Below are 15,348 nucleotides of genomic sequence, written 5' to 3' on the forward strand. Positions count from 1 at the left end.
AAGCCAAAAAACAACGTGCGGTCGTAGGTGCCGCCGCGCGATTCCACATAGAAGAAGGTGGCATCGGTGCCGGGCGGGTATTGCAGCCAATGACTAGCTTTATAGCTGTCGGTATTGAGCAGCAGGTTGTCGAGGCATTGCATGACGGAAGCTCCTTCGCATGAAGCCGAGCATCGTCGCGCGCACGCGGCTTTTCAAGTTGCCGGCAGACCAAACACATAGGATGGGGTGAGCAAAGCGAACCATCACTCGCGAACGATGCGGTGCGCCTACGGCTTACCGCATCCTACGCCCGCCCTACGACCGCGGGCGTAGCGGCGCGGTCGATCCGCGCACCACCAGCTGCGGCAAAAAACCCTGGTTGCGAGGCGGTGCGGAGTTGCTGGCATAGGTGGGCTGGCGCAAGCCGGCGATCAGCAGGCGCGTGGCCTGCCTGGCGATGTCGTCCGTGGCCTGTTTGGCGGTGGTCAGCGGTGGCCAGGATTGCCGCGAGAACGGGCTGTCCTCGAAGCCCGCGATGGAAAGTTCATACGGTACGTCGACGCCGGCGGATTTGGCCGCGGCCAGTACACCCGCGGCAATCTCGTCGTTGCTGCCGAAGATCGCGGTGGGTGGTTCTGACAGTCCGAGCAACTGCCGCGCCCCACGGAATCCGTCGTCGAAAGTGTAGTCGCCAGACACCACCAGCTGTTCATCGACAGCAATGCCGTAGTCCTTCAATGCTTTTTCGTAGCCGGCGTAGCGCTCGCCGCTGGAATGGTGCTGCGCGCCGCCCCACAGGAAACCGATGCGTTGATGGCCGAGCTGGATCAGGTGCTCGGTAATTTCGTAGGCAGCCCCGCGATCGTCCACGTATACGCAGGGCAGGCCATCGTCCGGATCCTCGGTCGCGGCAATGATCCGCACCAGCGCAATGCCGCGCGCGGCCAGCGCGTCGACCAGGTCCTTGCGCTCGGACATCGGCGCGGTCAGCACCAATCCCGCCAGGCGAGAGCGCTGCACGAAGTCGGCCATTTCGTCGGCCAGCGCCGGCGAAGTCGAATCCACCGGTTGGATCTGCAGACCAAAGCCTGTCTCGCGGCAAGCGGCCAGCACGCCCTTCTGCATCGCGATGATGTGGTGCGGATTGGGATTGTCGTAGACCAGGCCGATGACGAACGACATGCCGTTGCGCAGGTTTCTCGCAGCTGGATCGGGCTCGTAGTCGAGTTCGGCGATCGCCTGCGTTACGCGCACGCGCGTCGCCTGCGCCACAGATGGTTCGTTATTGATCACCCGGGACACGGTTTTCAGCGAAACCTCGGCGCGTTCGGCAACGTCCCTGATGGTGAATCTGCGCGGGACCGCGTCGACCGGCGTCCCCGCTGGGTCCTGGCTTTTACGGCGCGGGGTCATGGGTTCACGCCCTCCGCCAGCGGCCGCCGATAGCTCCAGCATGCACTGGGCGTGCAGTCGGATGCCGCACAAGTGCAGCCCTGACCTACGTTGTCATCGCTTCCCACTTTCATCTGTCTCCAGCCTCCCTTCAGCGGCGTGCGCGAGCTTGCTTGCCAAGCTTCAACGGGCGCTTCTGAGGCGCCTACCCTACCGCAAAATGTGAGATTGGAACGATCTAATCGAGCTAAATACCAACAAATTTGGATTTAATCGACGCTTTCATATACCTGAACAGGGGGCGTTACTTCCTATCCGACACTTCCTAGCAAGAACCGATGACAGGTGATTGACAACGTTGTTTAGATCGATCCAAACTCGGGCCAATTGTGTGAGGCACCTCTGTCAGGTGCCATGGCGATGCGGGACATGGGAGATGTGTGTTCGCAATGGTCGGTCCAGTCTCAACGGATTCGTTGGTGAACGGCACGCCGTTCCTTGCCGCTGATATCGGCGGCACCCACGCGCGCTTGGCTTTGGTTCGTGCCGGGGCTGCGGGTCAGTCGGTCGAGGTGTTGGCATTTCAAAAGTACGACTGCACCGACCATCCGTCGCTGGTCGACTTCATCGCCGACTTCCTGGCAACCCACGACGCAAAAGAGGTGAACCATGGCGTGGTCGCCAGCGCCGGCTACGAACTGGACGACGGCACCGTCATCACCACCAACCTGCCCTGGCCACTGTCGATCCGCGAGACACGCGAGCACCTGGGTTTCGCCGATCTTCGCCTGGTCAACGACTTCGAAGCCGTGGCCTACGCCGCGGCTGCCCTCCCCGCCCCGGAGACCACGCGCATTGCCGGACCGGATGAGGCATCAGCAGGCGGTCCCGTGCTGGTGCTGGGCCCGGGTACCGGCCTTGGCGCGGCGCTGTGGATTCCCCACGGCGAACGTCCCTTCGTACTGGCGACCGAAGCTGGTCAAGCCTCACTGGCAGCCAACAATGGACTTGAACTGGCGGTGGTGGCGCAGCTGCTGAAGCAGCAGCCGCACGTGACGATCGAACATGTGCTGTCCGGACCCGGCATCCTCAACCTGTACAACGCACTGGCGGTATTGCGCGATGTGGAGCCCACCCTGTCCACACCGAGCCAGATCACCGCGGCCGCGCAAGCCGGCACCGACGCGCTGGCGCGCGAAACCCTCAAGACCTTTTGCAGCTTCCTCGGCAGCGTTGTCGGCGACATGGCGCTGACCTACGGCGTGCAAGGCGGCATCCGCCTGGCCGGCGGTGTCCTTCCGCAAATCCGCGACTTTCTTCTGAGTAGCGATTTCGTCGCGCGCTATCTCAACAAGGGCCCAATGCGCGCTGCGCTGGAGCGCATTCCCGTACGCCTGGTCGAACACGGGCAACTGGGCGTGGTCGGCGCGGCGCAGTGGTACCTGAACTAAGAGGCATCCGAAAAGACTTTCAACGCAACACCACAAACACGGAGGGGGGCGCATCGGCGCCCGGTGGGAATCACGGAGCAACAACAGCTCGGCAACAACACAACCACCGCAGCAACCAACAGTATCGATCGGGAGAGTGGCATGAAGTACCGTAAATCAGCACTATCGGCAGCCATCGTTGCCTGTATTACGTTCAACGCTTATGCGCAGGATGCCACCAGTACCAACGAGCAGGTCCAGCAGCTGGACGCCATTACCGTTACCGGGTATCGGGCATCGCTGGAGAAGAGCCAACTCGTCAAACGTTCCGCCAACGCGATCGTCGACGCGATCAGCGCCGAGGATATCGGCAAGTTCCCCGACACCAACGCCGCCGAATCGCTGTCGCATCTACCCGGGATCACCGTTGACCGCCAGTTCGGCGAAGGCGAGAAGGTCAGCATCAACGGTACCGACCCGGCACTCAACCGGATCTTGATCAACGGCCAGACCATCGCTTCGGGCGATTGGGGCGGCAATCCCACCGACACCAGCGGCCGCACGTTCAACTACACGCTGCTCTCGCCAGAAATCATCGGTCTGATGGAAGTCTACAAATCGTCGGAAGCTCGTATCGACGAGGGCAGCATCGGCGGCACCGTGATCGTGCACACCCGCAAGCCGCTGGAACTCCCGGCCAATACGCTGCGCGGATCGCTGGGTTACAGCTACAACGACCGTTCTGAGCAGGGCAACCCGCGTGGCTCGGTGTTGTGGAGCTGGAAGAACGCCGACGAGACCTTCGGCTTCCTGACTACGGTCACCCACGACAAGCAGGAGATCTGGCGCGCCGGTATCGAGTATTGGGGCTACGCCAGGGGTGGTTTGCCCGCTGATGTTAACGTTACCGGCAGCGGCGATCCCAATGAGGCCCTTTATCCCTTCGGCGAGAACAGCGCGTTTTTCCAGCAAACCCGCGAGCGTGATGGCATCCAGTCGGCACTGCAATGGAAGCCGAACGATCGCCACGAGTTCAACCTCACCGGCCTTTACGTCAAGGGCAAGTACGACAACTTCAGCGAGTCACGCTACGTTTGCCCGGGCTGCTCAGCTGGCAATTTCACCGACGTAACCATCGAGAACGGCTATATCACCGCCGGGACAGTGGGCGGCGATGCCTACGCGCAGTTCGACGCCAACTTTCGCCAGAGCGAAGTGGAGACCAAGAGCCTCAACCTGCGTCACGACTTCTATGGCGACAATTGGGTGTTCACCACCCAGGCCGGCACCACCAGCGCGACCGGCGGCAAGAATCCGGAATACCTGATGAAGTTCCTGCTGCAGTCCGGTGGCTACGATTTCAGCTACAACGGTAAGAACGCCAGCGTGAATTACGACGACGGCAGCGCATCCAACTGGGGCTTGGCAACCGGACAGCAAGCTGGCGGCATCGAGTACACCACCACCGAAGACCGGGAGAAGTACTTCCAGTTCGACGCGGAGCGCGCGCTCGACTGGGGCCCGCTGAACAAGCTGCAGGTCGGCTATAAATACATCAACCATGAAAATGGCCAGTCCTCGCGTGGCAATGCACTGTTTGCCGACGAAGACATCCTGCTGACCGCTTTCAATCCCGGCACCACGCCGAGTGGCCTTTACGATGGCCTGGGTGCCAGCAGCGACCTGGTCAACTGGCAGACCGCCAATCTCAACTCGATCCTGGGGTACCTCAGGTCCCTGCCGCCAGGCGAATTCGAGACCAAGTATGGCCAGGAGTTCGACGTCAAGGAGATCACCCAGGACCTGTACGCGCAGCTCAACTTCGAATCCGGCAAGTGGCGCGGCAACCTGGGCGTGCGTTACGTCGACACCATGGACAAGTCGCGGTACTGGCGCGAACTGAGGGTTGATGACCCCGACTCCGACGATACCATCAGTCTCGGCTACGTCCCCACCGTATCCAAGAAGAGTTACTACAAGCCGCTGCCCAGCTTCAACTTGGCCTACGACATCGACGACACCAAGGTCGCACGCTTCTCCGCGGCCAAGGTAATCGCACGCCCACGCTACTCCGACCTGGCCGGCTCAGTCACTCTCGACACTCAACGAATGACCGCAAGCGGCGGCAATCCGGATCTGGATCCGTACGAGGCGACCAACTACGGGCTGAGCTTCGAGTGGTACTTTGCACCGTCCAGCATGCTGGCGGCAGAGGTGTTCTACCGCGACATCGGCAGCTACATCGTCAGCACGACCACCGAGCAACAACTGACGGATCCGACGACCGGGGTGCCCGGCGTCTATCAGGTCAGCTCGCCGGTCAACGTGGCCGATGCGAAGGTCAGCGGCCTGGCACTGTCCTATACGCAGGACATCGCCTATGGCTTCGGCGTGCAGGCCAACTACACCTACACCCATACCGACACCAGCGAGGGATTGAATCTGCCGTACGTGTCAAAAACCACGTACAACATCATCCCGTACTACGAGAACGGGCCTTTCAGCGCGCGCCTCAACTACAGCTACCGCTCCGAGTACTTCACCCAGGTCGGTCGCTTGGAGTCCGAGGTGTTCACCGACCACTACAAGCAGTTGGACTTCACCGCGGGCTATCAGGTCAACGACTGGATGGCAGTCAACTTAAGCGCCACCAACCTGCTCGACTCGACCTACTACTGGTACAACCAGGTCAAGTACGCACCGCTGGGTACCTACAAGACCGGCCGTGGCTACCAGGTAACCTTGAACTTCAAGTTCTGATGCGGTTCGAGCGGGCCATCGTTCCCTCCCCGATGGCCCGCTCTTTTTTTGTGGGTCCGCTACACAGCTCCATCGCTTATCCATGAGGATTGCTGTTCCCCATGACGCCTGACAACGACTGCAGCACGACAGCGCCGTTCCGCTGTTTCACCTGGCGGCACGCTAGCTGCCGCCACACTCGCACTTCCCTCTTTTACGCCGGCGCGGCAGGATTACCTGCTCCGCCAAGCCGATACTGGCGCACACGGTCGCCAAGCGGCCGGCCGCATCAACAACGATGAAGAAGGCGACCGATGATCATGTTTCCCGTTCGTTCCACGCGCACAAGCATGCTGATACGCGCATTCGTGCTGCTTCTTATCATCGGCGTGCTGCTATCGGGCTGCGCTGACCGCTCGGCCCCAGCGGCGGTGGCCACCGCGGACACCGCAGTACTGCCGCTGATCCCAGCGCCGGTCGAGGCCAAACGCGGCGACGGCCACTTCAAGATCACCGCCGAGACGCTTGTCTCGATCCCGCAGGACGATGCGCCGGCACGCGATGCCGCCAACCATTTCGTCCAGCTGCTTCGCGACACACGTGGCTTGAGTCTGAAGGTAAGTGAGGAAGCCGCGGCGTCACCCGCCAGCATCCGTCTGCAACTGGATTCCCAGTCGCCGGTAACGCAACCCGAGGGCTACGCGCTGGACGTCGATGCGCAGGGCATGCGCATCCGCGCGCGCGACGCCGCCGGTCTGTTCTATGGTGCGATCAGCGCCTGGCAACTGGCGAGCGCCGATGCCGGCCGCAACGCCGTCGATGTAGCGGCAGTAGCCATCCGCGATTGGCCGCGCTTCGGTTGGCGCGGGCAGTTGCTTGACGTGGCTCGCCACTTCCACGACGTGGGCACGGTCAAGCATGTGATCGATGCGATGGCCCAGCACAAGCTCAACGTCCTGCACCTGCACCTCACCGACGATCAAGGCTGGCGCATCGAAATCAAGCGCTACCCGAAGCTCACCGAAATCGGCGCCTGGCGCACGCCGCCGGGTGCGGGTCGCCACGGTACGCCGCAGCGCTACGGCGGCTTCTACACGCAGGAACAGATTCGCGAACTGGTCGCCTATGCCGCCGCCCGCCACATCACCATCCTGCCCGAGATCGACATGCCCGGCCATGCACAGGCAGCGGTAGCGGCTTATCCGGAAGAAGTCGGCGTGACCGGCGAACGCCCGCAGGTGAGCGTGGACTGGGGTGTCAATCCGTACCTGTTCGACACCGACGAACGCAGCATGAAGTTCATCGAAGGCGTGCTGGATGAAGTATTGGAGCTGTTCCCCTCGCCCTACATCCACATCGGTGGCGACGAAGCGGTCAAGGACCAGTGGGAAGCCTCGCCAGCGGTGCGTGCGCAGATGCGGCAGCTCGGCGTGAAGGACGCGCACGCGATGCAGGGCTGGTTCAATGAGCAACTCGCGACGTATCTGACCGGCAAGGGACGGCGGCTGATCGGCTGGGACGAGATCCTGGAAGGCGGCCTGCCTGAGAGCGCCTCGGTGATGTCATGGCGCGGCGTGGATGGCGCAGTAGCCGCGGCCAAGCTGGGTCACGACGTTGTGCTGGCGCCGGCCGGCTGGATGTATCTGGACAATCTGCAGACCGAGCGCAGCGATGAACCCAACGGCCGCTTGGCAATGTTGCCGCTGTCGCGCGTCTACGAACTGGATCCCGTGCCAGCGGAACTGACAGGCGACCAAGCCAAGCACGTGCTCGGCGCGCAGGGCGCGTTGTGGAGCGAATACATTCCCTCGCCCCGTCATGTCGACCACGCGCTGTTCCCGCGCTTGGCCGCGGTGGCCGAAGTGGCGTGGTCACCGATGGCCGCGCGCGATTGGAAGAGTTTCCTTGCGCGCCTGCCGGCGCAACTGCAGCGCTACCGTGCGCTGGGAATCGGCTACAGCGATGGCGCCTTCGCCGCCGATATCAAGATCGATGGCGGCCCTAACACCGTATTGAGCGGTGGCCCGGCCAAGATCGCACTGGGCAACCAGGTAGGGTTTGGCCAGATCTACTACACCATCGACGGCAGCGAACCGACGTTGCAGTCCTCGCGCTACAGCACGCCTTTCCCCGTGACGCTGCCGGTTACGGTCAAAGCCGCGGTATTCACCGAGGATAGACAGCCGCTCGCGCGGACGCGTAGTCGCGAGTTCGATCGCCAAGCACTGTTGAGTGTCGATACCCAGGGCCTGCGCAACTGCCACGACGGTGGTCCGCTGGGTCTGCGCGTGCCGCTATTGCCGGATATGCCCGGCATGGACACACAGGTCTACAACGTCGATCTGTTCTACGCGTGCTGGACCTATCCTCAGGCGCGATTGGACGGTATTACGAAAATCCATGTCGATGCCGCGCGACTGGCGCGTAATTATGGACTGGCGCACGATCAGTCGAAGGTGCATCAGTATCCGTCGAGTACGTCCCAGGGCGAGCTTGAAGTGTTGCTCGGTTGCAAGGGAGAGACGTTGGCCAAAGTGCCGCTGCCGGCTGGCGCCGCCTTGGGCGAGCAGTTCGATCTGGAAGTACCGCTGCCGCCGCAAGAAGGCATTCACGACCTGTGCCTGCGTTTCACCGCACCCATCAACGGCCCGCTGTACGCGATCGGAGCCGTCGAATTGATCGAAGCTACGGCGCAGTCGCCACCCGCTAAGCGTTGAAAGGAGTCCGCATGTTCTCGCCACACGTCCGCTTTCGTTTCTGCCACTTTCGTTTCCGCCGGCACCCTCGCCTGGTCGCGCTGTTCTGTCTGGCGCTGGCCATGCCCGCCTGGGCAGCGCCCCCCACTTCGTTGAATATCGATGAAGGTTGGCAGATACGGTTGGTACCGGGACAGACGCAGGCGAAGGAACATCCGAAAGCGGCAACGTGGCTGCCGGCGCAAGTGCCGGGTACGGTGCAGACCGACCTGATCGCCGCCGGTGTGGTGCCCGATCCGTTCGTCAGCAACAATGAAGGTGCGATCCAGTGGGTCGGCCTGACGGACTGGCAGTACCGCGGCCGTTTCAAGGTGGATGCGGCGACCTTGGCGCGCGAGCATGTCGAACTGGTGTTCGAGGGGCTGGATACGTTTGCCGAGGTTCGCCTCAATGGCAAGCCGTTGTTGAACACCGACAACATGTTCCGGCGCTGGCGAGTGGATGCGAAACCGCTGCTCAAGCGTGGTGAGAACGTGCTTGAAGTGAGCTTCCGCTCACCGATCAAGAAGCTCCAGCCGTGGCTGGCGAAACAGCCGTATGCGCTGCCTGGCGGCTACGACTCGGCCTTCGGCGACGAGCCGGACGCACGACTCGTTACCACCTATGTCCGCAAGGCGCCCTACCACTTCGGTTGGGATTGGGGTCCGCGCATCGTCACTGCCGGCATCTGGAAGAACGTGCGCCTGGAAGCCTGGGACGCGGTGCGCGTGGAAAGCCTGCACATCGCCCAGCAACGTGTGGATGCGCGATCGGCACACCTCGAAGCCCAGATTGAGTTGCAAGCCGGTACCAGCGGACCGGTGCAGCTGGTGCTGGAAGTGCGTGACCCGAGTGGCGACACCGTGGCACGACTCGAACGCGATGCCGTAGTCGACCCCGGCAGCAACCGTATCGACTTGCCGCTGCGTATCGCTGATCCCAAGCGCTGGTTCCCTTTCGGCTATGGCAACCAGGATCGCTACACCTTCACCGCGACGCTGCGCGACGCCGGTGGCGACTCGCACACGATCCAGCGCACCACCGGTCTGCGCACCGTCGAATTGCGCCGCGAAAAAGACAAGTGGGGCAAGAGCATGGAGCTGGTGATCAACGGCATCCCGATCTTCGCCAAGGGCGCCAACCTGATTCCGCTGGACAGCTTTCCCCATCGTGTCGATGAGGCACGCATGCGCCGCACGCTGCTCGATGCGCGCGACGCCAACATGAACATGCTGCGCATGTGGGGCGGCGGCCACTATCAGGATGACCGCTTCTACGAGATGGCCGACGAACTGGGCGTGATGATCTGGCAGGATTTCATGTTCGGCGGCGCAATTCCGCCGTACGACGTGGAGTTCCGCGAGAACACGCGGCAAGAGGCCATCGAACAGGTCAAGCGCCTCCGCGATCATCCCAGCATCGTGATGTGGTGCGGCAACAACGAAGTGCAGACCGGTTGGGACCACTGGGGCGATCGGGTCAATTTCAAGCAATCGATCGACCCCGAGGAACGCGCCCGCATCGAGCGCGGCATGGTCACGTTGTTCGGCACCGTCTTCCGCGAAGTGGTCGCCGTGCACGACCCAGATGTGCCGTACTGGGCAACCTCGCCCGGCACCGATTTCGATGGCGGCGCGGACCTGAGCGACGACGGCGACATGCATTACTGGCAGGTCTGGGGCGGCGATGCCAAGCCGGTCGAAGCATATATGGATGTCAAAACCCGCTTCCTGTCCGAATACGGCCTGCAATCCTTTCCCGACATGCGCACCATCCGGTCCTTCGCCGGCCCGCAGGACATGAATCCGGAATCGCCGGTGATGCGCGCGCACCAGAAGTACGACAAAGGCAACGGCAACAAGCGCCTGCTCCTGTACATCCGCCGCCAGTTCGGTGAACCGAAGGACTTCGAAAGCTTCGTCTACCTGAGCCAGCTGATGCAGGCCGAAGGCATCGGCCTGGCCGCCTCATACCTGCGCGCATCGCGCCCGCAGGCGATGGGTTCGCTGTATTGGCAACTCAACGATGTGTGGCCGGGCGCATCGTGGTCCAGCGTGGACTACTACGGGCGCTGGAAAGCACTGAACTATCACGCTCGCCATTTCTATGCGCCGGAGCTTGCCGCCGCGCTGCGTAAGGATGGCAAGACGACGCTGTCGCTGGTGTCCGATCGCACCACGCCACTGGCTGCTCGTTGGCGGCTGCGCGTGCTGGACTTCGATGGAAAGGAATTGAGCCGCCGTGAGAAGGCCGTGACGCTGCCACCGCTGAGCAGCACCCGCGTGGGTGAGCACAGCGATGCGCAGTTGCTCGGACGCGCGAATCCCAAGCGAAGCTTCGCGGTGTTCGAACTGCTCGATGGTGCACGCCGCGTACTGTCGCGCCAGTTGGTGTTCTTCGATGCCGCGAAAAACCTTTCCCTGCCCGCGCCGCAGGTCCGCAGTGAGTGGAAGAGCGCCAGCGACGGCTTCGAATTGACCTTGTCCAGCGACACGCTGGTGCGCGATGTATGGTTGTCGTTCGGCGACCTGGACGTGCGTGTTTCGGACAACGCCTTCGACCTGCTGCCCGGCGAACCGCTGACGGTGCGTGTGCAAAGCGACTTGGCATTGGAACAATTGCGCGCTGCGCTGGAAGTGCGCGACCTGGCTTCGACACTTTCCGGTGCGCCTGCTGAACCTGAGGAGGCAAAGCAATGATCCAGTCGTCATCCCGGCGCAGGCCTGCCCTCGAATGCCGTAGTCGGTGGCCGGGACCCAGCGACTTTGCGAGCGGAAAAAACAAGAGGTATTGGGCTCCGACGTTCGCCGGAAGCGCTTTTTCAACAGCCGAACGGCTGGTCGTGACGGTGCTGGTTGCGATGTTGGTTATCGCGCCCGCCCACGCGGATGAAGCCGAGGACAAGGCCGCCGCGCTGGTAGCCAAAATGACGCGTGAGGAGAAGATCGCCCAAACGATGAACGCCGCGCCGGCGATTCCGCGTTTGCGCGTGCCGGCTTACGAGTGGTGGAACGAAGGCCTGCACGGTGTTGCCCGCAGCGGCCATGCCACGGTGTTCCCGCAAGCGATCGGACTGGCGGCGACCTGGAACACCGATCTGCTTGAGCAAGTCGGTACCGCGACCTCCACCGAGGCGCGCGCCAAGTTCAACATGGCGGGCGGCACTGGCAGCGACCACAAGCGTTACGAAGGCCTGACCATCTGGTCGCCGAACATCAACATCTTTCGTGACCCGCGTTGGGGCCGCGGCATGGAAACCTACGGCGAAGATCCCTACCTCACCGGCCAACTCGCGGTTGGTTTCATTCGCGGCTTGCAGGGCGACGATCCGCAACACCCGCGCACGATCGCGACGCCCAAGCATCTGGCTGTGCATAGCGGGCCGGAACCCGGCCGCCACGGCTTCGATGTCGATGTCTCCCCGCGCGATCTGGAAGCCACTTATCTGCCCGCGTTCCGTGCGGCGCTGGTCGATGGCGAAGCCGGCGCAGTAATGTGCGCCTACAACTCGTTGCAAGGCACACCGGTCTGCGCCGCCGACTGGCTGCTCAACGGCCGCCTGCGCAAGGACTGGGGATTCAAAGGCTTCGTGGTCTCCGACTGCGACGCGCTCTACAACATGACCCAGTTCCACTACTACCGCGCCGACGACGCGGGTTCGGCAGCAGCGGCACTGAAAGCCGGACACGATCTCAATTGCGGTACCACCTATCGCGCATTGGGGCAGGCGATCGATCGTGGCGAAGTCGACGAAGCGACGCTGGACCAGTCACTGGTTCGCCTGTTCGCCGCGCGCTACCGACTGGGCGAACTGGAGCGGCCGCGACAGGATCCCTACGCGAAGCTAGATGCGAATGACATCGGCACACCGGCTCACCGCAAGTTGGCACTCGAGGCTGCACTGCAGTCGCTGGTGTTGCTGAAGAACAAGGATGCGACGCTGCCGTTGAAATCCGATGCACGGCTGGCGGTGATCGGCCCCAACGCGGATGCGCTTGGCGCCTTGGAAGCCAACTATCAAGGGACGTCAGTCGATCCGGTGACACCTTTGCTCGGCCTGCGGCAGCGCTTCGGCAACCAGCGCGTAAGCTATGCGCAAGGCGCGCCGCTGTCGGAGGGAGTACCGGTGATGATTCCGGAAACCGCACTGCGCAATGACGGAAAGATCGGTTTGAAGGGCGAGTACTTCGACAATCCCGACCTGGCCGGCAAACCACGGGTGGTGCGTCAGGACCGCGTGGTCAGTTTCAACTGGGACCAGGTGGCACCGGCTCCCGGCGTGGATAAGGATCGCTACTCCGTGCGCTGGACCGGCGAACTGCTGCCGCCCGGTCCCGGCGACTACATGTTGGCGGTACGCGTGGCACGCTGCTTCGACTGCACCGGCCACGACCCAGTACGTCTGTACGTGGATGACGAACTGATCATCGCCGGCAACGCGGAAGACAAGCATGTTGCCGCGGGCGTGCACAATGCCGATGGCCGCAATGTTGAAGCACAGCTGCATTTCGAAGATGCGCGGCCGCGACGCATCCGCCTGGAAATCGAACACCAGGGCCAGGACCAGGGATTGCGTCTGGAATGGCTGGCACCAGCGGATGCGCAATTGGCCGAGGCTGAGCGCGTGGTCGCGAAGGCCGATGCGGTGGTCGCTTTCGTCGGCCTGTCGCCGGATGTCGAAGGCGAGGAGCTGAAGGTGGACGTGCTCGGATTCGACGGCGGCGACCGCAATGCGATCGGCCTCCCGCCAATGCAGCAGGCGCTGCTCGAACGCGCCAAGGCTGGCGGCAAGCCGCTGATCGCGGTGCTGATGAGCGGCAGCGCGGTGGCGCTGAACTGGGCGCAGGAACACGCTGATGCGATCCTCGCTGCCTGGTACCCAGGCCAGTCCGGCGGCACCGCCATCGCACAGGCACTGGCCGGCGATTTCAATCCCGGTGGTCGCCTGCCGGTGACGTTCTACCGCTCGACAAAGGATCTTCCGGCCTATGTCAGCTATGACATGAAAGGCCGTACGTACCGTTATTTCACGGGTACGCCGTTGTATCCGTTTGGCTATGGGTTGAGCTACACCACGTTTGCCTATGACGCGCCCGTTTTGTCGACGCGGACATTGAAAGCGGGTGAACCATTGCGCGTGGGCGCGCGGGTACGAAACAACGGCGAACGTGCTGGCGACGAAGTGATACAGGTCTACCTCGAGTACCCGGAACGGCCGCAATCGCCCATCCGCAACTTGGTCGGATTCAAGCGAGTGACACTGAATCCCGGCGAATCGCGCGAGGTGGAATTCGAACTGGACGCACGCGCACTCAGCGACGTCGACCGCGCCGGTCAACGCGCGGTGGAAGCCGGCGACTACCGCGTATTCATCGGCGGCGGCCAGCCCGGCACCGGTGCACCCGGCAGCGAAGCTGCGTTTTCGATTCAGGGTCGGATGCCGCTACCTAAGTAACCAAGCTCTGTCGCGCGCCCTTGTAGAGCCGAGCTTGCTCGGCTGGAGCTTTCCCGGCAAAAAGCAGCCGGGCAAGCTCGGCTCTACAGGGAGCGCGGCAACAGGAGATTTTCCGATATGCCCACTCGTCGCGACATCCTTCAATTTCTTGGCGCCAGCGCAGGCGCCGGCATGCTTCCTGGTGCATTGCCAGTCCTCGCCACTGCCTCGGCTGCGAAGGAAGGCGCGTTTCCCAGCAAGCGCCCACCGAAGGGCGAACGCCGCTTCGTCAGCGCCGCGGTAGAACGGCAGTTGGCGCAGATCAAGAAGCAGATCGCCGATCCCGAATTGGCTTGGCTGTTCGAGAACTGCTATCCGAACACGCTCGATACCACCGTGCAGACCGGCACCCGCGACGGCAAGCCGGATACCTTCATCGTCACTGGCGACATCGACGCGATGTGGCTGCGCGATTCGTCCGCGCAGGTGCATCCCTATCTCCCACTGGCGAAACAGGACGCGGCGCTGCGGCGGATGCTGCATGGCCTGATCCGGCGCCAATCGCTCTGCATCCAGCTCGATCCATACGCCAACGCCTTCTTGCCCGATGGCGTGACCCAGCGCCTGGAGTGGTCGGTCAACGACATCACCGAGATGAAACCCGGCGTGGGCGAACGCAAATGGGAAATCGACTCGCTGTGCTACCCGGTCCGTCTGGCGCACGGATATTGGCGGGCCACCGGTGATACCGCCCCGTTCGACGACGACTGGCGCCAGGCGATGCGCATAGTCGTGCGCACTTTCCGCGAGCAGCAACGCCTGCACGATCTTGGCCCGTACAAGTTCCAGCGGCCGTCGCCGTTCGCTACCGAAACCTTGGTCCTGGGGGGCTACGGCCAGCCGACCCGACCCAACGGCATGATCCATTCGATGTTCCGGCCGTCGGACGACGCCTGTCTGTATCCGCTATTCGTGCCGGCCAATCTGTTCGCGGTGACGGTGCTGCGGCAGCTGGCCACGATGAGCGAGGCGATCCATCGCGACAACGACTTCGCCACCGAGTGCCGCACGCTGGCCGATGAAGTGGAACAAGCAACGCGCCAGCATGGGGTTATGCGCGACGCCGATGGCCAGCCATTCTGGGCTTATGAGGTGGACGGATACGGCAACCAGCTATTCATCGATGACGCCAATGCGCCGGGCCTGCTGAGCTTGGCGTACCTGGGTTGCTGCGAACGCAACGACCCGATGTTCCAGCGCACTCGCCAGCTGGCCTGGAGCGAACGCAATCCCTATTTCTACCGTGGCCGCGCCGCGCAAGGCGTCGGCAGTCCGCACAGCGGCATGGGCACGATCTGGCCGATGGCGATCGTCCAGTACGCACTCGCCAGCGACGACGATGCGCAGATCCGCCAGTGCCTGCATTGGCTCAAGACCTCCCATGCCAACACCGGCTTCATGCACGAATCCTTCGATAAGGATGACCCGACGAAGTTCACCCGCGATTGGTTTGCCTGGGCGAACACCCAGTTTGGCGAACTGATTGTCGATTTGGCGCGGCGCAAGCCGCATCTGTTGCGAGTGCCCTTGTAGAGAGTCGAAACACGTATTCAATGCTTCACGGAGAACACACCCA

General features: G+C 62.7%; 8 protein-coding genes. 6 read left to right on the top strand and 2 right to left on the bottom strand.

The window, feature by feature from the left end:
- Both AADW18_RS16850 and AADW18_RS16855 read right to left on the bottom strand, forming a co-directional pair.
- Positions 1-143, bottom strand: a 143-nt coding sequence (locus tag AADW18_RS16850) for a nicotinamide phosphoribosyltransferase domain-containing protein (protein ID WP_337344750.1), incomplete at its 3' end; no start/stop codon positions are given.
- Positions 144-297: 154 nt separating this feature from the next.
- Entirely contained in the window at positions 298-1,395 is a 1,098-nt protein-coding gene (locus tag AADW18_RS16855) for a LacI family DNA-binding transcriptional regulator (RefSeq protein ID WP_337344564.1), read from the bottom strand.
- Between the two features lie 458 nt (positions 1,396-1,853).
- Between AADW18_RS16855 and glk the strand changes: the two genes are divergently transcribed.
- From glk to AADW18_RS16885, 6 genes are all read left to right on the top strand, one after another.
- Complete coding sequence (gene glk, locus AADW18_RS16860; protein ID WP_337344565.1) at positions 1,854-2,825, top strand: glucokinase; 972 nt, start codon at positions 1,854-1,856, stop codon at positions 2,823-2,825.
- A 141-nt stretch (positions 2,826-2,966) separates the two neighbouring features.
- Entirely contained in the window at positions 2,967-5,564 is a 2,598-nt protein-coding gene (locus AADW18_RS16865; protein ID WP_337344566.1) for a TonB-dependent receptor, read from the top strand.
- A 329-nt stretch (positions 5,565-5,893) separates the two neighbouring features.
- Positions 5,894-8,260 carry a family 20 glycosylhydrolase gene (locus AADW18_RS16870; protein WP_337344567.1) on the top strand — a complete coding sequence of 789 codons (2,367 nt, stop codon included), beginning with the start codon at positions 5,894-5,896 and terminating at the stop codon, positions 8,258-8,260.
- 101 nt (positions 8,261-8,361) lie between these two features.
- Positions 8,362-10,977, top strand: a complete 2,616-nt coding sequence (locus tag AADW18_RS16875; RefSeq protein ID WP_337344751.1) for a glycoside hydrolase family 2 protein — start codon at positions 8,362-8,364, stop codon at positions 10,975-10,977.
- 161 nt (positions 10,978-11,138) lie between these two features.
- Positions 11,139-13,733, top strand: a complete 2,595-nt coding sequence (locus AADW18_RS16880; protein WP_337344752.1) for a glycoside hydrolase family 3 C-terminal domain-containing protein — start codon at positions 11,139-11,141, stop codon at positions 13,731-13,733.
- A 117-nt stretch (positions 13,734-13,850) separates the two neighbouring features.
- On the top strand, positions 13,851-15,305 hold the full coding sequence (locus AADW18_RS16885; RefSeq protein ID WP_337344568.1) for a glycoside hydrolase family 125 protein: 1,455 nt from the start codon (positions 13,851-13,853) through the stop codon (positions 15,303-15,305).
- Positions 15,306-15,348 lie beyond the last annotated feature (43 nt).

The organism is Pseudoxanthomonas sp. CCNWLY206-1, assembly GCF_039710385.1.
Lineage (GTDB): Bacteria > Pseudomonadota > Gammaproteobacteria > Xanthomonadales > Xanthomonadaceae > Pseudoxanthomonas_A.